17 protein-coding genes and 1 other RNA gene are annotated in these 18,865 nt (G+C 62.7%); 7 read left to right on the forward strand and 11 right to left on the reverse strand.

Annotation, left to right across the window (positions count from 1 at the left end; all coding sequences use genetic code 11):
* The first annotated feature begins 85 nt into the window (after positions 1–85).
* Both BLR75_RS12285 and BLR75_RS26520 read left to right on the forward strand, forming a co-directional pair.
* Entirely contained in the window at positions 86–1,225 is a 1,140-nt protein-coding gene (locus BLR75_RS12285; protein ID WP_084312583.1) for a DUF262 domain-containing protein, read from the forward strand.
* 121 nt (positions 1,226–1,346) lie between these two features.
* Positions 1,347–2,039, forward strand: a complete 693-nt coding sequence (locus BLR75_RS26520; protein ID WP_245726140.1) for an MAE_28990/MAE_18760 family HEPN-like nuclease — start codon at positions 1,347–1,349, stop codon at positions 2,037–2,039.
* A 10-nt stretch (positions 2,040–2,049) separates the two neighbouring features.
* Here BLR75_RS26520 and BLR75_RS12290 read toward each other — a convergent pair whose 3' ends face one another.
* From BLR75_RS12290 to BLR75_RS12325, 8 genes are all read right to left on the reverse strand, one after another.
* Positions 2,050–3,939, reverse strand: coding sequence for a site-specific integrase (locus BLR75_RS12290; RefSeq protein WP_084312585.1), 1,890 nt, complete (start codon positions 3,937–3,939; stop codon positions 2,050–2,052).
* 113 nt (positions 3,940–4,052) lie between these two features.
* Positions 4,053–4,410, reverse strand: a transfer-messenger RNA (tmRNA) gene (gene ssrA, locus BLR75_RS12295).
* Positions 4,411–4,485: 75 nt separating this feature from the next.
* A complete protein-coding gene (locus BLR75_RS12300; RefSeq protein ID WP_084312587.1) occupies positions 4,486–5,163 on the reverse strand; it encodes a type 1 glutamine amidotransferase domain-containing protein in 678 nt (225 codons plus the stop codon).
* A gap of 82 nt (positions 5,164–5,245) precedes the next feature.
* Entirely contained in the window at positions 5,246–6,256 is a 1,011-nt protein-coding gene (locus BLR75_RS12305) for a sodium:calcium antiporter (protein ID WP_084312589.1), read from the reverse strand.
* Between the two features lie 169 nt (positions 6,257–6,425).
* Entirely contained in the window at positions 6,426–6,707 is a 282-nt protein-coding gene (locus BLR75_RS12310; protein ID WP_371858129.1) for a hypothetical protein, read from the reverse strand.
* A 142-nt stretch (positions 6,708–6,849) separates the two neighbouring features.
* Positions 6,850–9,654 (reverse strand): FAD-binding and (Fe-S)-binding domain-containing protein, encoded by a 2,805-nt coding sequence (locus BLR75_RS12315; RefSeq protein ID WP_084312593.1) that lies wholly within the window; start codon positions 9,652–9,654, stop codon positions 6,850–6,852.
* Positions 9,655–9,822: 168 nt separating this feature from the next.
* Positions 9,823–10,968, reverse strand: coding sequence for an FMN-dependent L-lactate dehydrogenase LldD (gene lldD / locus BLR75_RS12320; RefSeq protein WP_084312595.1), 1,146 nt, complete (start codon positions 10,966–10,968; stop codon positions 9,823–9,825).
* Between the two features lie 79 nt (positions 10,969–11,047).
* Complete coding sequence (locus tag BLR75_RS12325; RefSeq protein ID WP_084312597.1) at positions 11,048–12,721, reverse strand: lactate permease LctP family transporter; 1,674 nt, start codon at positions 12,719–12,721, stop codon at positions 11,048–11,050.
* 311 nt (positions 12,722–13,032) lie between these two features.
* Between BLR75_RS12325 and BLR75_RS12330 the strand changes: the two genes are divergently transcribed.
* Positions 13,033–13,800 (forward strand): FCD domain-containing protein, encoded by a 768-nt coding sequence (locus BLR75_RS12330; RefSeq protein WP_084312599.1) that lies wholly within the window; start codon positions 13,033–13,035, stop codon positions 13,798–13,800.
* 31 nt (positions 13,801–13,831) lie between these two features.
* Here BLR75_RS12330 and smpB read toward each other — a convergent pair whose 3' ends face one another.
* Positions 13,832–14,311, reverse strand: coding sequence for an SsrA-binding protein SmpB (gene smpB / locus BLR75_RS12335; RefSeq protein ID WP_084312601.1), 480 nt, complete (start codon positions 14,309–14,311; stop codon positions 13,832–13,834).
* A 180-nt stretch (positions 14,312–14,491) separates the two neighbouring features.
* Here smpB and BLR75_RS12340 point away from each other — a divergent pair, with 180 nt between their 5' ends.
* Positions 14,492–14,926: a type II toxin-antitoxin system RatA family toxin gene (locus BLR75_RS12340; protein WP_084312603.1), complete on the forward strand. Its 435-nt coding sequence runs from the start codon at positions 14,492–14,494 to the stop codon at positions 14,924–14,926.
* The gene (locus tag BLR75_RS12345) at positions 14,919–15,233 is read left to right on the forward strand and encodes an RnfH family protein (protein WP_084312605.1); all 315 of its coding nucleotides are present in this window, start codon (positions 14,919–14,921) and stop codon (positions 15,231–15,233) included. The genes BLR75_RS12340 and BLR75_RS12345 overlap by 8 nt, the downstream gene beginning before the upstream one ends.
* A 39-nt stretch (positions 15,234–15,272) precedes the next feature.
* On the opposite strand, the gene BLR75_RS12350 is transcribed toward BLR75_RS12345, so the two are convergent.
* Positions 15,273–15,806: an outer membrane protein assembly factor BamE gene (locus BLR75_RS12350; protein ID WP_084312607.1), complete on the reverse strand. Its 534-nt coding sequence runs from the start codon at positions 15,804–15,806 to the stop codon at positions 15,273–15,275.
* Between the two features lie 96 nt (positions 15,807–15,902).
* On the opposite strand from BLR75_RS12350, the gene fur reads away from it, so the two are divergent.
* Positions 15,903–16,307, forward strand: coding sequence for a ferric iron uptake transcriptional regulator (gene fur, locus BLR75_RS12355; protein ID WP_084312609.1), 405 nt, complete (start codon positions 15,903–15,905; stop codon positions 16,305–16,307).
* Between the two features lie 64 nt (positions 16,308–16,371).
* Here the strand turns inward: fur and recN are convergent, their stop codons facing one another.
* A complete protein-coding gene (recN, locus tag BLR75_RS12360) occupies positions 16,372–18,048 on the reverse strand; it encodes a DNA repair protein RecN (RefSeq protein ID WP_084312610.1) in 1,677 nt (558 codons plus the stop codon).
* Between the two features lie 168 nt (positions 18,049–18,216).
* Between recN and grpE the strand changes: the two genes are divergently transcribed.
* Entirely contained in the window at positions 18,217–18,780 is a 564-nt protein-coding gene (grpE, locus tag BLR75_RS12365) for a nucleotide exchange factor GrpE (RefSeq protein WP_084312612.1), read from the forward strand.
* The last annotated feature ends 85 nt before the right edge of the window (positions 18,781–18,865 follow it).

Here is an 18,865-nt window from a genome sequence, read left to right on the forward strand (position 1 = left end):
GAGGTGAGACGGGACATCAGCACGATGTCTGAGGTGTGAGTCGAAGGATTAGATTTCTTACTTAATTCATTTCAAAGGATAAAAAATGATCAACGAGGAAGAGGTTGACAGCTTCGGCGTAGAGGAGGCACTGGGGGATGCACCTTACGAGCCGGCTAGTGAGCGAAAAGTCCTTATTCAGCAGTACGATTACGCAGTCAGAACGCTAATGGATATGGTGATAGAGGGTGACCTAACTCTTGATCCTGACTATCAGCGGCAATATCGGTGGCCTGACGAAAAGGCCTCTAGGTTTATTGAATCTATACTTCTTAATATTCCGGTTCCGGTTGTCTATCTTGCTGAGGAGGCTGATGGGTCTTTTAGTGTGATTGATGGGCAACAACGGCTTACATCTTTGTTTCGGTTCCTAAAGCCGGCCGAGTTGGCTGGGCTTTTTGATGACGCTGGCGTTGAAGAGCTAACCCTTGAGGGATTAAAGGTTAGATCAGAGCTAAATGGAAAGAAATACATGGAGCTTCATCGTGTTGATCGCTCCGCCATAGCTAAACGGCCAATTAGATGTATTGTGGTTTTGAATGAGTCGGATTCAACGCTGAAGTTTGAGGTGTTCGAGCGCCTTAATACTGGTAGTGCGTCTCTGACGGATCAGGAGGTCAGGAATTGTATATATCGGGGTTCGCTGAACTCCTTGCTAAAGAAGCTTGCGCGCAATCCTAAGTTTCAAGAGATGATTGCTTTGCCAGAGGCCTCTCGGCGCGATATGAAAGACGCTGAATTGGTGCTTCGATTCTTCGCTTATAGAGAGCTTGCGGAGGCTACGGAATATTCTGATAACTATACAGAGTATTTGAACTCGTTCCTTGAGGAAAATAGGGAGGTCGGTGATGCCGTGTGCGAGCAGTTAGAGAGTTTGTTTAACTCTACTGTGGATCTGATTTATGAGGTTCTAGGCCCTGGTGTTGCATTCAGAAAGCCTTTGGCAAGAGAACATGCTGAAGATGAAGGGTTTGCATTAAATTTGATAAATGGCGCCATATATGAGTCCCAGATGATTGCCTTCTCACGATTGATAGAGGTTGGGCGCTCTGCCGAGGATGCTAGGGAGAATGCTTTTAGCGCATTCTGCGATGACGACTATTGGAGTGCTCTGTTCTCGGGTACGGCTCAAAAAAGTAAGGCTATTCGTCGAAGCAACGTATTAACCGCTCTTCTGCTTGGGTAACGCTATGGCTATGGATTGCTACTCGACTCTTCAGGACAGCCTCTCTGAAGTGCGATTGATTGTTGCAGCGGCAAGAGAGGCGTTAGAGGAAGGGGCGGAAGGGCGCGTAAAGTGCAATGCTATGACGAGAGCAGGGTTGGTTCTGCTCTGCGGTTATTTTGAGGGGTTTATACGTGACTTGGTAGAGGAGTACGTCGATGCCCTTAACGACGAGGGTGTGAGCGTTAGTTCGTTGCCTGATTCGCTTTTCTGTGCGGTGTTGGAAGGGCAGGTTTCTAGCTATAGAGGTAATTCGCTCACTGATTTTATAAGTTTGAAAGGGGCGATAACTAATAGTGGGGCGGTTAAACTTAACTCTAAAGTGTTGTCAAAGACCGGGGGTAATCCATCGGTAGATAATGTTGAGTCAATTTTCTCTGGGATTGGGATTGATGCAATTATTGATAGGCTAAGTATTGCTGACTATTCCGTTGACTCAACTTATGTTTTGGAGTCTCAGGTCGATGCTAAGTTTAAAAGGGCTATTGAGGCAGCGTTGGCGGATGTAGAGGGTGCGGCAGTTGACCCGGTGTCTCGCATAGTGGGGATAATAGAGGGGAAGTGGCAGCCAAGAAAGAAACGGCGCAAGGTCGGCTATGTTAGTGAGATTGAAGAGCTTCTTAAGAAGCGCAATCGCATAGCCCATGGAGAGGGGCGTGAGCAAGTCACGCCAGATGATCTACAGGGACACTGCGAAATGGTGGCTAAATTGTCTTCTGGTTTGCATGATGCCGTTTTCCAGGAATTAGGGAATATGACAGCGGTGGGGGCTTAGTCAATTAAGGTTAAGCTGTCCGAGGTCGCCTGCGTCGATGGCTAGCAATGCTTTTGATCAGCGTCTCGCCGAATCGATCCATAAAATCTACTTGATAGCTGGTAAGCCGTTTAATGGCATCAGGTATCGGTAGCAAATTTAGAGCTTCCAACTTTTGCCGAATCGAAGCGCCGCCATCGTAGTGCCTTCCTCCCATGTCCTGTGCGACTCGCCCTGAGATTGCATCGGTCACAGTCTTGTCGATTGACTTCTTCGCCTGGTCTTCGGGGGTATGACCTGTAATTGCGTCAATGAGGGACTGCTCTGCGTTGCGTTTCCCATCGCGACGGGCGTGTCGCAAGTTGGTTTCGAGTGTATGTCGGAATGAGTAGAGGCTCTTGCCATCGTGGGGCTTGTGAACGCCTATGGCGACCAAGTAACCCTTTTCGCCTTCGTTAAAGAACTTGCCGGCGCTCTTTGCCCATCCTTCTTTGTTGTGGTCAACGCCTTCGCTTCGCGGCGGTAGATAGGCGAGCCCATCTCCAAACAGCTTCTTCTGTCTAGCTTCCCGCTGGCTCTCCACATAGTCGAGAAAGCCGAGCTCAATCAAGCGTGGATGAATAGGAACCTGTCGAGCCTCCTCGGTCTTTACTCGTTTGGCCTCAAAAACCTTAGGATCGTCCGGGCAGATGTCGAAGCAGGGGTAACCGTCAATTTCTCGGATGTCAGCAGTGTCGAGCTGGGCAATTTCGTTTGTCCGGGCACCTGTGAAATAGGCGACCAGCGGGAGCCAGAACCAGAATGGGTAAGCCTTGGTTCTGTTCTCTGGCAGAGGGCCTTGGTAGATGTAGCCGGAGAAAATGGTTTCAATGTCAGTTGATGAGAACGGTACGCCATCATGAGTACGTGCTGTTTTCCGCTTTTGCACCGGCTTAATCAGCAACTCATCTGCTCGGATTGTGGTTAGGTCAAGAAAGCGTGCGTGATCCTGAATCTGCTTCATTGAACCAATAAGCGCGCTTACGCGCTGATGCCCGGTCATCTGTTCTGGGTCATCGGTTAGCAGTTCGCTGAGTGCCGTGGGCGGGTCGATTGATGCCGTGGCTCCGGCCTTCATTTTGCGAGCTGCATCGTAGGCAGCTTGCCAGTCTTGCTTGGTCAACTGGCATACGGGTTTATGTCGCGTAAGTACCGTCATTACTCGCGCGCGACGTTGGCGCTCTTCCAGCGTACCGCCATGCCTAGCCTGGCCTCCTCTCTCGGTGGCGTCTGCCCTATCGCGTTCCAACTGGTGTTGCCATACCTGATAGAGGGTCCAGTCGGCCATTGCCGGGTCATAGCTTGGCGATGATTGGGCTGCTCCCATTGCAACGTCGCTGCTGCCAGTGGGAGCAAGGCTGCGTAGCACCAGCTCATCCCGCAGCCTCGGCAATACTTTCCGGAGTTCGGTTGGTTGATAGGGGCGGGAGAGTTCCAGCAACTGCTTGGCCAGAGCCTCGTGTTCGTTTGGGATCGGCCGGCCATGGGCGCCAGTCAGCAGCCGTGCCACTTCTTGGCGACGTTGACGAGCCTCGATTTCCTCATTCGAAAGGATGGGCTCAGCAGGTTGACTGTCATCTTTGGGGCTGGAGAAGTCTGGGAACAGGCCCTTCATCTCTAGCTCCATCATCTCTAAGTAGTAGGCATCAGAAAAGCCAAGCTCGTCGCGCTTTGTCACGCTCATTACCTTGTCGCAGGCAGCTTCAAACCGGGCAGCATACTGGCGGGCTCGTTTTAGGGCCAAGCGTTGGCTGTCAGTTTTCAGGGTACGCCTGATTTCTCGCTGCCCGTTGAAAAGGCTACGCAGTGGACGAGGAATGACCGCACGGAAGTAATACGTACCGTGCCGACTGATGGTCAGATAGGAGGGGGATGGTTTCATGCTGGGCACCAGATGATGCCCCACAGGAATGTCACACCTCAGTGTCGCACCGGCCTGGGGTGGCCGGTGGACCTGAGCACAGAAGCCCGAAATCAGGCCACTGTGTAAGGATGTGGTGGAGCCGGGGGGATTTGAACCCCCGTCCGCCAGTTCTCCGCTGTTGGTTCTACATGCTTAGCCATCTCTACTGAGTTAACTCCGCGCCGCCCGAGTGGCAGGGTGCTTGGAGCGAGCTGTATGAGTTTTAGCCGTTACGTCTACAGCGAACTTGGCGGCGATCCTGTTCTATATGACTGACCAAATCTTCGGGTTTACAGGCATCCCCTAGGGTCAGCTAGCGGCACTTAGGCGGCTAGAGCGTAGTTGTCGTCGTTGGCAACTATGAGTTTGCAACAGTGGATTTACGAGTTCTGTTACCAACTCGGCATGCCCCTCGAGTTTTGTTACCGGCGTCGAATCCTAATCGGCCCCAAAACCTGTGAAGGTCCGGGCTAGTGTACGGCAAAGCCGCCCCGGGAGTCCATCCGGAGCGGCTACAGGATCCTCTCAGCTCAGGAGTTTCAGGACGGCCTGGGCCACCGCCTCGGAGGAGGCGGGGTTCTGGCCGGTGATCAGCAGGCGGTCGACCTCGACGTGGCTCTGCCAGTTCTCGGCCTTGCTGAAGCGCGCGCCGTTGGCCTTGAGCATGTCCTGGACGAGGAAGGGGACGACGTGGGTCAGGCCGACGGCTTCTTCCTCGCTGTTGGTGAAGCCGGTGACGTGCCGCCCCTGCACCAGCGGCTCGCCGTTCTCGTTGCGGACGTGGCGCAGCACGGCCGGCGCATGGCAGACGGCGGCGACCGGTTTGCCCTCGGCATGGAAGGCTTCGATCAGGGCGATGGAGTGGCGGTCCTCGGCCAGGTCCCAGAGCGGGCCGTGGCCGCCGGGGTAGAAGATCGCGTCATGGGCGTCGGCATTCACCTCGGCCAGCACCTGGGTGTTCGCCAGCGCGGCCTGGGCTGCGGGATCGCTGCGGAAGCGCTCGGTGGCCGGCGTCTGCGCGTCCGGTGCGTCGCTCTTCGGGTCCAATGGCGGCTGGCCGCCCCTGGGCGAGGCCAGGGTCAGTTCGGCGCCGGCGTCCTTGAACACGTAATAGGGCGCGGCGAATTCTTCGAGCCAGAAGCCGGTCTTTTCGCCTGTATCGCCAAGACGATCGTGGGAGGTGAGGACAACGAGGATTTTCATGGCCTTTCCTTCGCGAAGAGCAATGACGGTAGTTGCGTGGGCCGCCGGCCAAACACCGGCATGGAATCGTCAGTGTAGGCCGTCACCGTGACAGCGTGATCGTCAGGTAGACGAGGTAGAGCGCGCCGTTGCCCAGCAGTACCCACACCGGCAGGCCATTGCGGCGGGCGTTCAGGCGCAGCCAGAGCGCGGCGGCGAGGGTCACCAGAACGCCGGTCAGCACCTCGATGCGTGGCTGCCAGGGCGTGAGCAGGATGCCTATGGCCGGCAGCAGGGTGCCCTGGAAGACCATCGCGCCGGTGATGTTGCCGAAGGCCAGGGTGTCCTTGCCGCGGCGTACCCAGAGGATGCTGTTGACCTTTTCCGGCAGCTCGGTGGCGATCGGGATGATCAGCAGCGACAGCAGCAGCGCGGAGATTCCCAGCAGGTTCGATACGCCCTCGACGCCATGGATGAAGCCCCGGGCGCCCAGTACCAGCAGGGCCAGGCCGAGCAGCAGTTGCAGCAGGATGGTCGCGCCGTTGGTGGGCAGGCCGGTGTGCGACAGGTACATGTGGTCGCCGGCCTCGGTGCCGTGCCCGTTTTCCACCAGGCCCTGGGAAGCGCGCAGGGTCAGGGTGAGGTAGGCGACGTAGGTGAGCACCAGCAGCGCGCTGAGGCAGATGCGCAGCACCGGCAGGTACGGCGGGATGAACATGGCGATGGTGGCGAGGGAGAAGGCCACCAGGAAGAAGTTCAGGTCGCGCCGCAGGCCGCTGGATTCCGGGCGGACGCGGCCGGCGAGGCCGCGGCTCCTGAAGATCGCCAGCGCCATCAGGCTGGTGGACAGGGTGGACAGCATCAGCGGCGCGCCGAGGATGGCGCCGACCCCGACTTCCTGGTTGAGCTGGACGTTGCTGCCGCCGGCGAGCAGCGCCAGCAGCGGCACCAGGGTTTCCGGCATGGCGGTGCCGATGGCGGCGAACAGCGAGCCGGTGACGCCTTCGGAGATGCCCAGGCGTTCGCCGAGGTGTTCGAGGGCGTTGGTGAAGAGTTCGGCGGCGACCAGGATCACCAGCAGCATGCCAAGCAGCTCGAAAACGAAGGTCAGCATGCCCGGCTCTCCCTGGCGGTGGTTTCGGCGTCGCGACGATCCGCCCGGCGGCGGGCCGTCATTCCTGGAACGCCTGGAATTCTAGATGATCGCCGGGAGCCTCAATGGATCGGGATCAGGAAGGGTGAACCTGCGGCCAGTGCTGCCTCTGGCCGCAGGTGCGCCGGGGTCAGTTGCTGGTACCGCCGCTGTTGCCGCCGCCACCCTTCTGTTTCTCGAGCATGGTCAGCGCTTCGGTGGTGGTGGAGATGCAGGCCTTGGTGTCGCCGGCGGCCTGTTCCTGCGCGGCCTTGTCGCGTAGCGCGCCGATGCGCTGGTCGAGGGTGGTGTTGTTGGTCTCGGTCTTCAGGCTGTCGTCGATCTTCTGCAGGTTGGCGTCGCACAGGTCGCCTGCGGCGAATGCCGGCGAAACCGTCAGCGCGGCGGCGAGGAAGAGGAAGGTACGTTTCATGGCGGTTCTCCTCATGGGATAGGCCGGTTGGAAACATGCCCCGGTTTTTCGGGCCATACGCTGTGGACTTCCTGCGTTCGCGGCGGGTTCAGTCGAATTGGCGGGACGGCCGGCCGCTCCGCGGGGAACGGCCGGCGGGCGCTCAGCGGGCGCGGGTGACGCGGTCGACCAGATAGACCACGCCGCGGTAGTCGATACCGCCGTGGCCGCTCAGGCCGATCTCGCAGGTGCGGCTGGTGGAGACGCCTTCCTCGCAGTACTGCACGGCGTCCTTCAGCGTGCGCAGCGAGTGGGCGTTCAGCTCGGGCAGGGTGAAGCCCTTGTCGCCGGCGAAGCCGCAGCAGTGGATGCCTTCCGGGATCACCACCTGCGAGGTGCAGCGCTTCACCAGGTCGATCAGCGCCTGGCTTTCGCCGAGGTGCTGGGTGCTGCAGGTGACGTGCACTGCCACCGGCTTGTCCTGCGGCTGGAACTCCAGGCGCTCGACGAGGAAGGTGCGGATGAACTTCACCGGGTCGTAGATCTTCAGCCGGTCGTCCGCCAGGTCCTGCACCAGGCGCAGGGTGCAGGGGCTGGTGTCGCAGTAGATCGGATCGAGCCCGCCGCGGCTGGCGCGCAGCAGTTCGGCGAGCAGTTCGTCGCGCTTGGCGTCGGCCTGCTCCCTGTATCCCTTGGAGGCGAACGGCTGGCCGCAGCAGAGGTTGTCGGCGCTGTCCGGGAACACCACCTGGTAACCACCCTTCTCCAGCAACTGGCGGGTCTTGTCGAGCAGCGGCACCTGCTCCTCGTCGCCGGCTGCCGGACCCATGGCGCGGGAGACGCAGGCGGTGAGGTAGACCACCCGCGGGCGGCTGTCGTCCTGCACCGGCCGCGGCGCGGCGAGGCGCACTGGTTGCGGCATGGCCGGCGTCCATTGCGGCACGCGGCCGCCGGAAACATCGCTCAGCGCCGCGCTGATTTTGGCCAGGCGCGGTGCGCCGAGCAGCCGGCGCGTTCCGTCGGCGGCATGCAGCATGAAGCGCGCGCCCTTCATCGCCGTGGCGAAGTTGCGCGCCAGCCAGCGGGCGGTGCCGGGGTGGTGGGCCTGGGTGCCGCGCAGCTTGCGCACCAGGTCGCCGGTGTTGATGTTCACCGGGCAGCGCTGGGCGCACAGGCCGGTGGCGGCGCAGGTGTCGATGCCCTGGTACTGGTAGTCGCGTTCGAGCTGCGTGGTGTCGAGACCGGCGCGGCGCTTGGCCTGGATGTCGCGCCACATGACGATGCGCTGGCGCGGGCTGAGGGTCAGTCCCTTCGACGGGCAGACCGGCTCGCAGAAGCCGCATTCGATGCACTTGTCGACGATCTCGTCGGCGGCCGGCAGCGGCTTGAGGTTCTTCAGGTGGGTCTGCGGATCGTCGCTCAGCACCACGCCGGGATTGAGGATGCTGCGCGGGTCGAGCAGGCGCTTGAGCTGCCACATCAGCTGGTAGGCGTCGTGCCCCCACTCCAGCTCGACGAAGGGCGCCATGTTGCGCCCGGTGCCGTGCTCGGCCTTCAGCGAGCCGCCGTATTCGACCGCCACCAGCTGCGCCACGTCGTCCATGAAGGCGGAATAGCGGGCGGTCTGCTCCGGCGATTCGAAGCCCTGGGTGAAGACGAAGTGCAGGTTGCCTTCCAGCGCATGGCCGAACAGGATCGCCTCGTCGTAGCCGTGTTTGTCGAACAGTTCGATCAGGCGGTTGACGCCCTCGGCGAGCTTCTCGATGGGGAAGGTGACGTCCTCGATGATCACCGTGGTGCCGGTCTCGCGAACCGCGCCGACCGCCGGGAAGGTGTCCTTGCGGATGCGCCAGAGCTGGTTGTAGACCACCGGGTCTTCGCTGAAGTCGACCTGTTTCTCCACCGGGAAGCGGGCGATGGAAGCGCTGATCTGCGCCAGTTGCTCGTGCAGCAGCGACTGGCTGGCGGCGCGGGATTCGATCAGCAGCGCGCAGGCGTTGGCGGACAGGCTCCTCACCCATTCCGGCATGCCCTGCATGTTCTCCACCGAGCGCAGGCTGCGGCGGTCCAGCAGTTCCACGGCGGACACCGGCTGCTGCTTGAGCACGGTCACCGCGGTGCAGCAGGTCTCCACGTCGGGGAAGACGATCAGCGCGCTGGCCTTGTGCGGATGATCCGGCACCGTGTCGTAGGTCACCGCGCTGATGAAGCCGAGGGTGCCCTCGGAGCCGACCATCAGGTGGGTGAGGATGTCCAGCGGCTCGTCGTAGTCGACCAGCGCGTTCAGCGACAGGCCGGTGGTGTTCTTCAGCCGGTACTTGTGGCGGATCTTCGCGGCCAGTTCGGGGTTGGCGCGGGTCTGCCGGCCCAGTTCGGCCAGTTGGTCGAGCAGTTCGCCGTGGCTGTCGCGGAAGGCGGCGATGCTCGCCGGGTCTTCGCTGTCCAGCAGGGTGCCGTCGGCCAGCGCCAGGCGCATGCCGGCGAGGGTGTGGTAGGTGTTCTGCGCGGTGCCGCAGCACATGCCGCTGGCGTTGTTGGCGACGATGCCGCCGATCTTGCAGGCGTTGATCGAGGCCGGATCGGGGCCGATCTTGCGGCCGAACGGCACCAGCCAGGCGTTGGCCTGGGCGCCGATGACGCCGGGCTGCAGGCGGATCTGCGCACCCTGGTCGCGGATGTCGCGGCCGTTCCAGGAGTCGCCGAGGACGATCAGCACCGAATCGCTGACGGCCTGCCCGGAGAGGCTGGTGCCGGCGGCGCGGAAGGTCACCGGCACGCCCTGGGCGTGGGCGGCCTTGAGCAGTGTAGTGACTTCGTCTTCGCTCTCGACGCGCACCACCAGCTTGGGAATCAGCCGGTAGAAGCTGGCGTCGGTGCCGAAGGCGAGGGTGGACAGCGGATCGTCGAAGCGACGGTCGCGGGGGATCAGGTGTTCTACGGTATCGATGAATGCGGCGGGCAGGCTCATAACGGCTCCAGTCATCATCGCTGCGTGGGCCGCTGGGCGGCCCATCGGGTTCTTGTGATTCGATCGCGCCAGGCGCGCGCTTTTCGGTAGGAGCGAGCTTGCTCGCGAACCGGGCAGGCACGGAGTCAAGCGTTCGCGAGCAAGCTCGCTCCTACAAAAGAAAGGTCCTTACTTTCCGAATTCGCGCACCAGCGAGTCGCGGGTGATCTCGCCGATGGACTTGGCGCCGGTGAGCACCATGGCCACGCGCATTTCCTTCTCGAACAGCTCCAGCAGGTTCTTCACGCCGGCCTCGCCGTGGGTCGCCAGGGCGTAGAGGAAGGCGCGGCCGATGAGCACGGTGTCCGCGCCCAGGGCGATCATCCGTACCACGTCCAGGCCGTTGCGGATGCCGGAGTCGGCGAGGATCTTCAGGTCGCCCTTCACCGCATCGGCAATTGCCGGCAGGGCGCGGGCGCTGGAGAGCACGCCGTCGAGCTGGCGGCCGCCGTGGTTGGAGACGATGATGCCGTCGGCGCCGAACTTCACGGCGTCCCTGGCGTCGTCCGGATCGAGGATCCCCTTGATCACCATCGGGCCGTCCCAGAAGTCGCGAATCCACTCCAGGTCCTTCCAGGAAATCGACGGGTCGAAGTTGGCGCCCAGCCAGCCGATGTAGTCGGCCAGGCCGGTGGGGTTGCCACGGTACTTGGAGATGTTGCCCAGGTCGTGGGGCTTGCCCAGCAGGCCGACGTCCAGCGCCCACTGCGGGTGAGTCATGGCTTGCCAGACACGGCGCAGCGGCGCGTTCGGGCCGCTCATGCCGGAGTGCGCGTCGCGGTAGCGGGCGCCGGGCACCGGCATGTCGACGGTGAACACCAGGGTGGTGACGCCGGCGGCCTTGGCGCGCTCCAGGGCATTGCGCATGAAGCCACGATCCTTGAGCACGTAGAGCTGGAACCACATGGGCCGGTCGATGGCCGGCGCCACTTCCTCGATCGGGCACACCGACACCGTGGACAGGGTGAAGGGAATGCCTTTCGCCGCCGCCGCACGGGCCGCCTGCACCTCGCCGCGGCGCGCGTACATGCCGGTCAGGCCGACCGGCGCCAGGACCACGGGCATGCTCAGCGTCTCGCCGAACAGCTTCGTCTCCAGGCTCAGCTCGGACATGTTCTTCAGCACGCGCTGGCGCAGGGCGATGCCGGCCAGGTCGTCGACGTTGTTGCGCAGCGTGCGCTCGGCGTAGGCGCCACCGTCGGCGTAGTGGAACAGGAACGGCGGCAGCTTGCGTTGGGCTGCGGCGCGGTAGTCGGTAGAGGCAGAAATGATCATGTGGTTTCGCACCGGTGGTTGAGGGCGGTGTGGAAGCGCAAGGCCGGCGCGCGATCCCGCGCGGCCGGCCAGGTTCACTTTAGTGAACGAGCATGCCGGTGAAGATATAGGCCTGCGCCAGCGTGATCAGGCCGACCATGATGGCGAACATCAGGCTGTGCTTCAGGGTGAAGCGGAACAGGTTGGATTCCTTGCCGACCATGCCGGTGGCCGCGCAGGCCACGGCGATGGACTGCGGCGAGATCATCTTGCCGGTCACGCCGCCGCTGGTGTTGGCCGCTACCAGCAGGGTGTCGTTGACGCCGATCTGGTGCGCGGTGGTCGCCTGCAGCGAGCCGAACAGGGCGTTGGAGGAGGTATCCGAACCGGTGAGGAACACGCCCAGCCAGCCGAGGATCGGCGAGAAGAACGGGAACAGCGCGCCGGTGCCGGCCAGGACCAGGGCCAGGGTGGTGGACATGCCCGAGTAGTTGGTGACGAAGGCGAAGGCCAGCACCATGCCGATCGACAGGATCGGCCACTTCAGCTCGACCAGGGTCTCCTTGAATGTGGTCAGACCAATTTTGGCGCCGATGCGCAGGATGAACATCGAGATCACCGCGGAGAAGAAGATCGCGGTGCCGGTGGCGGAAACCGGGTCCAGCTTGAAGACCGCGGCGATCGGCGTCGGGTTGGCGACGATGGGCGCGGCTTTCACCACCAGTTGGTCGAGGTGCGGAATGGCGAAGTTGAACACCAGGCTGTACAGCGCGCCGCCCGGGGCGAACATGGCCTTGAACGGCTTCAGGGTCCAGATGGTGACCATCACGGTGAGCACCAGGAACGGCGACCAGGCCTTGAGAATTTCGCCGAAGCTGTAGGGCGTCGGTTCGGCGCCACGCGGGCCGCTACCGAGGACTGCAGCGCCGCCGGAGACGCCGACCACTTCGCGCTCGCTGGCCGGTTGCCAGACCTTGAGGAACAGGGTCAGGGAAATCAGGCTGACCAGGGCGGAGGTGATGTCCGGCAGTTCCGGGCCGATGAAGTTGGAAGTGAAGTACTGGGTGACGGCGAAGCTGCCGCCGGCGACCAGTGCGGCCGGCCAGGTTTCCTTCACGCCCTTCAGGCCGTCCATCATGAATACCAGCCAGAACGGTACCAGGACCGACAGGAATGGCAGCTGGCGGCCGGTCATGGCGCCGATCTTGAACGCGTCGATGCCGGTCACCTGGCCGGCCACGATGATCGGGATGCCCAGCGCGCCGAAGGCCACCGGCGCGGTATTGGCGATCAGGCACAGGCCGGCGGCGTACAGCGGATTGAAGCCGAGGCCGACCAGCAGGGCGGCGGTGATCGCCACCGGCGCGCCGAAGCCGGCCGCGCCTTCGAGGAAGGCGCCGAAGGAGAAGCCGATCAGCAGTACCTGCAGGCGCTGGTCGCCGGTGATCGACAACACCGAGCTGCGGATGACTTCGAACTGGCCGCTCTTGACCGTGAGTTTGTAGAGGAACACCGCCGCGACGATGATCCAGGCGATCGGCCACAGGCCGTAGGCGAAGCCGTAGCCGGCGGCGGCGAAGGCCATGTCGGCGGGCATCTGGAAGGCGAGGATGGCGACGGCGATGGACAGCGCCAGGGTGATGGTGCCGGCGACGTGGCCCTTCATGCGGAACACCGCGAGGGCGAGGAAGAAGAAGACGATCGGAATTACGGCGACCAGCGCCGACAGGCCGAGGCTGCCGAGCGGAGTGTAGATCTGCTGCCAGGTTTGCATCTGGTTGGCTCCCTAGTTGTTCTTGGTGAGTGCCTTGTGCCGGTCTGACGATTCCGGGTCGCTTGTGGCGTTCCGGCAGGCTGTCGACTGATCGCGGCGATCTGGTTTTGGACTGATTGTCGGAAAATTGGTAATACCAATTTACAAATCCGAGGTGCCAGCGTAAAAGCGTTGCGTGAGGCTGTCAATTTGCAGACTTACGACTTTTGTTGAACGGCGATTCCCCGACCCGGGCTTGTTGCCGGAAATGCGGATGGGTAGGCTGCCGCGCTTGCGGCTCGAAGGCCGGATATAGAGGGGCTGGGACGAAGATGGGATTTGGTCAGGTAAGACAGCGCCGCTTGTCGGACGACATCGTCGAGCGGCTCGAGGCGATGATTCTCGAAGGCACGCTCAAGGGCGGCGAGCGCCTGCCGCCCGAGCGCGCGCTGGCGGAACAGTTCGGCGTGTCACGGCCGTCGCTGCGCGAGGCGATCCAGAAGCTGGTGGCCAAGGGGCTGCTGATCAGCCGCCAGGGCGGCGGCAACTATGTCACCGAAGAACTCGGCTCGATGTTCAGCGATCCGCTGCTGCACCTGCTGGAGAACAATCCCGAGGCGCAGCGCGATCTGCTGGAGTTTCGCCATACGCTGGAAGGTTCCTGCGCCTTCTACGCGGCGCAGCGGGCGACGGCGGTGGATCACCAGCGCCTGAAGCAGGCCTTCGATACCCTGCAGGAATGCTATCGGCAGCACGGCAAGGTGAGCCGTGCGGAGGAGGGCGCCGCGGATGCGAACTTCCACCTGGCGATCGCCGAGGCCAGCCACAACGCGGTGTTGCTGCACACCATCCGCGGCCTGTTCGACCTGCTCAAGCGCAACGTGGTGACCAATATCGGCGGCATGTACGCCCAGCGCGACGAAACCCGCGAGCAGCTGATGCGCCAGCACAGCGACCTGTACGAAGCGATCGTCGGCGGGCATGCGGAGCTGGCGCGGGACGTGTCGCAACGGCACATCGACTATGTGCGGGAAGTGCTGACCGAGGCTCAGGCGGAAGCGCTGAGGCTGGAACGGGCGCAGCGCAGGCTCGGGGCCTGAGGTTCGGGGTCGATTGACCGGCAACTGCCGGTCAGTCGTCCTTGCCGTGGCGCATGGCGCGCTGGATCTCGCGATCGGAGTCGCGCACCTTCTCGGTGTCGCGCTTGTCGTATTCCTTCTTGCCCTTGGCCAGCGCGATCTCGCACTTGATCAGGTGCTTCTTCCAGTAGATCGACAGCGCGACGCAGGCGTAGCCCTTCTGCTGCACGGCGCCGAACAGCTTGCCCAGCTCGCGCTTGTGCAGCAGCAGCTTGCGGGTGCGGATCGGGTCGGCGATCACGTGGGTGCTGGCGGTCGTCAGCGGAGTGATGTGCGCACCGAACAACCAGGCTTCGCCGTCCTTGAGCAGGACGTAGCTGTCCACCAGCTGCGCCTTGCCGGCGCGCAGGCTCTTCACTTCCCAGCCGGAAAGGGCAATCCCCGCCTCGAAGCGTTGTTCGATGAAATAGTCGTGCAGAGCCTTCTTGTTCTGCGCGATGGTCCCCGAAGGGTGTTTCTTCTGTTTAGCCATAGGCCGCGCATTATAGGGAGTCGCTTGCGGGCCCGCCATCGGCGCATGTGCTCCTGATAAGGGATGCGCGCTTGAGAGGGCGTGACTAATCTCGGAGAATGCGCGCTGTTTTTTGCACAGGGGGCGCCCGCTGCCGCAAGGCCGCCAGAGCCCCGAAAAACGAGCAAGCGAGACTTTCCTATGAGCACGCATATCCAGCGTTCGGCGCTGCTGCCTTACCCCGCGCAAACGCTGTACGACCTGGTGAACGACGTGGCGCGTTACCCGGAGTTCCTGCCCTGGTGTTCGGCCAGCAAGGTGCTGGAGGCCAGCGAGGAAGCCATGCGCGCCGAAATCACGGTGGCCAAGGGCAGCCTCACCCAGCGCTTCACCACCCGCAACACGCTGGTTCCGGGGCAAAGCATCGAGATGAACCTGGAAGAAGGGCCGTTCACCGAGCTGCACGGCGTGTGGAACTTCAAGGCGCTTGGCGACAAGGCCTGCAAGATCACCCTGGACCTGCGCTTCGACTATGCCGGCGCACTGGTCAAGGCGACCCTCGGCCCGCTGTTCACCCAGGCGGCGAACACCATGGTCGACGCCTTCTGCCAGCGGGCCAAGCAACTGCATGGCTGAGACGCGCAACATCGCCGTCGAGGTGGTCTACGCGCTGCCGGACCGCCAGCGGCTGCTGCGCCTGACCGTACCCTACGGCACCAGCGTGCGGCAGGCGGTGGCGGCGTCGGGCATCGCCCGGGAATTCCCGGAAATAGATGTGCTGCACTGCCCGCTGGGCGTCTTCGGCAAGGCTGTCGCCGCGCCGGAACAGCGTGTGCTGGAAGAGGGCGAGCGGGTGGAGATCTACCGTCCGCTGATCGCCGATCCCAAGGAAGTGCGCAAGCAGCGCGCGGCGAGGGCGAAGGCGGCCAGGGCGGAGCGATAACGAAAGAGCCCGGCATCTGCCGGGCTCTTTTCCTATTTCCTACTGCGGATTTGTTTCCAAAGGTTCCGGAACCGGGACCGGTACGGTTTCCACCTGGTCCACTTCGCGCTGGATCTGCTCTTCCACGGAGCCAGGCTTGGCGGGCTGCTCCGGGGCCTGTTCGGGCTGCTGCCGGGTGGGCTCCTGCGGCGTGGCGGGAGCGCTTTCCTGGCCCATGATGGCCTCATCGCGGCTCACGCCGGGCATGAAGTCGCCGTTCAGGCCGATCAGCTGGTCGTTGTCGTTGAACTGCAGGGTCATCCGTTCCTGCTGGCGAACGCCGCCGCCGACCTGGATGCTGTACAGGTAATCCCAGCGATTGGGGTGGAAAGTATCGACGAGAAGCGGGTTACCCATGATAAACCGCACTTGCCGACGGGTCATTCCGGGCTTCAACTGGTCTATCATGTCTTGTGTTACGACGTTGCCCTGCTGGATGTCGATCTTGTAGACCCCCGGGAACGAGCAACCGGCGAGTGCGGCGAGTCCCAGTGCGAAAGCGAGACTGGTCAGCATGTGCTTGGCGTTTTGCATCAGGGGGTGACTTCCACTATCTTGGCTGGGCGACGAATTCCCGATCATACCTGCATTGAGGGAGGCTGCGAAGCATCCCGCGCCGAGAAAGCAAACATGGTTGAAAACAGCGAACTGCGGAAAGCCGGCCTGAAAGTCACGCTGCCGCGCGTCAAGATCCTCCAGATGCTCGACTCCACCGAGCAGCGCCACATGAGTGCGGAGGATGTCTACAAGGCACTGATGGAGGCGGGCGAAGATGTCGGTCTGGCCACGGTCTACCGTGTGCTGACCCAGTTCGAGGCCGCCGGCCTGGTGGTGCGCCACAACTTCGACGGCGGCCACGCGGTATTCGAGCTCGCCGACAGCGGTCACCATGACCACATGGTGTGCGTGGATACCGGCGAGGTCGTCGAATTCATGGATAGCCAGATCGAGAGTCGGCAGAGGGAGATCGTTGCCGAACGTGGCTTCGAGCTGGTCGATCACAATCTGGTGCTCTACGTGCGCAAGAAGAAATAAGCGCGCACAAACAGAGACGGCGACCTTCGGGTCGCCGTTTTCGTTTGCGGGCTTTCTGTAGGACCTACCCTTGGACGGCGGAGTCCACCATCTTCCGCGCATGGGCCAGCGATTCCTTGGTGAGGTCGACGCCGCCGAGCATGCGGGCGATCTCCTCGATGCGCTCGCTCTTCTTCAGGTTGGCCACCGCCGTGCGGGTCTCGCTGGTGCCGCGTTCCTTGTGCACGAACAGGTGCTGGTGGCCCTGGGCGGCTACCTGCGGCAGGTGGGTCACGGTCAGCACCTGGCCGCGCGCGCCGAGATTGCGCAGCAGCTGGCCGACCACCTCTGCGGTCGGGCCGCCGATGCCGACGTCCACTTCGTCGAACACCAGGGTCGGGATGCGCGAGGTCTGCGCGGTGATGACCTGGATCGCCAGGCTGATGCGCGACAGCTCGCCACCGGAGGCCACCTTGGCCAGGGTTTTCATCGGCTGGCCCGGGTTGGCGCTGACCTGGAACTCCACCTGCTCCAGCCCGTTGGCCTGTGGTTCCGCCTGAGCCAGTTCGCCCAGTTCGATGGCGAAACGCCCTCCCGGCATGCCGAGGCGCTGCATCTCGTGCTCCACTGCGGCGGCCAGCGGTGCGGCGGCGGCGCTGCGCAGGGCGCTGAGTTCGGCGGCCTTTTCCTGATAGTGGCGGGCGTAGGCGTCGAGTTCCTCGCCCAGGCGTTCCACTGCCTCGTCGTCCGCGTTCAGCGCTTCCAGTTCGTCGAGCAGGCGCTGCTGCAGTTCGAGCAATTCGCCCGGTTGCACGCGATGCTTGCGCGCCAGGCTGTAGATGGTGTCCAGCCGCTCTTCCAGCATCTGCAGGCGGTTGGGATCGGCATCGAAGTTGTCGATGAAGCGGTTCAGTTCGCCGACCGCTTCCTCCACCTGGATCTGCGCGCTGGACAGCAGGTTGACCGCCTCGGCCAGCGCCGCCGGCTGGCTCTGGAAGGCGGTCAGGCGGTTCAGGCTGGCGGTGAGTACGGACAGCACATTGCCGGCATCGCTTTCGCTGCACATGTCGATGACCTGATTGCAGGCATTGATCAGGCTGCCGGCGTTGCTCAGGGTCTTGTGTTCCTGCTCCAGTTCTTCCAGTTCGTTGTCGCCGAGGGCGAGGTTTTCCAGCTCGTCCAACTGGTAGCTGAGCAACTGGTGGCGGGCGCGCTGTTCGTCGCCGCTGCGCGACAGGCGGTCCAGCTCGGCGCGGGTCTGCTTCCAGCGCTGCGCGGCCAGTTGCACCTGGCGGGCCAGGTCCTGGCTGCCGGCGTATTCGTCGAGCAGGCGGCGGTGGGTGTCGGTCTTGAGCAGCGACTGGTGCTCGTGCTGGCTGTGGATGTCGATGAGCAGCTCGCCGAGGCTCTTCAGGTCGCCGAGCGGGCAGGGCGTGCCGTTGATGTAGGCACGCGAGCGGCCTTCGGCGGTGATCACCCGGCGCAGGATGCACGGCCCGTCCTGCTCCAGGTCGCGCTCGGCCAGCCAGTCGCGGGCTTCGGCAATCGCGGTGACATCGAAGCTGGCGAGAATGTCCGCCTTGTCCGCGCCCGGGCGCACCACGCCGCTGTCGGCGCGGTCGCCGAGGGCCAGGCCGAGGGCGTCGAGCATGATCGATTTGCCTGCGCCGGTTTCGCCGGTAATCACGGTCATGCCGGCGGCGAGTTCGAGATCGAGATGCTCGACGATGGCGTAGTTGTGCACGGACAGGTGAACCAGCATGGGCGGCGGCTCCAGGGATTTTTCTGGTTATTTATACAGTATTTTCCGCGCCTGGCAATTCTCCTTCCGACCCTTGAACTGCCGGATTCGGTCCCCATATAGGCTGCAAAGCCAGGAACCAGAGGGTTCACAGTGTTTTTCAAGGCTTATTTTTCGAAGGAGAGTGGTATGTCTGACGAACAACAGACCCTGGACCCGCAGAACGGCGAACAGCCGGGAGTCGCTGCTGCCGAGGATCTGAACGCCCGCGTGCTGGAGCTGGAAGAGCAGCTCGCCGCGACCAAGGACCAGAACCTGCGCGTCGCTGCCGAGCTGCAGAACATCCGTCGCCGCGCCGAGCAGGACGTGGAGAAGGCGCACAAGTTCGCCCTGGAGAAGTTCTCCGGCGACCTGCTGCCGGTGGTCGACACCCTGGAGCGCGCGCTGGAGATGTCCAGCCCGGACGACGAGGCGATCAAGCCGATGCGCGAAGGCATCGAGCTGACCCTGAAGATGTTCCACGACACCCTCAAGCGCTACAACCTCGAACCGGTCGACCCGCACGGCGAGCCGTTCAACCCTGAGCACCACCAGGCGATGGCGATGCAGGAAAGCGCGCACGTCGAGCCGGGCAGCGTGGTCAAGGTGTTCCAGAAGGGCTACCTGCTGAATGGTCGCCTGCTGCGTCCGGCGATGGTCGTGGTCAGCAAGGCACCCGAAGAAACCCCGCCTTCCATCGACGAGAAGGCTTGAAATCCGGCACCCGGTCCCCATCTGGGTAATCAACCGAGCGAAAGACCCGCGGCAGGGTCAGCACGGAATCAAATTTCTGGAGAGT

Origin of the sequence: Pseudomonas jinjuensis (assembly GCF_900103845.1) — a bacterium.
Lineage (GTDB): Bacteria > Pseudomonadota > Gammaproteobacteria > Pseudomonadales > Pseudomonadaceae > Pseudomonas > Pseudomonas jinjuensis.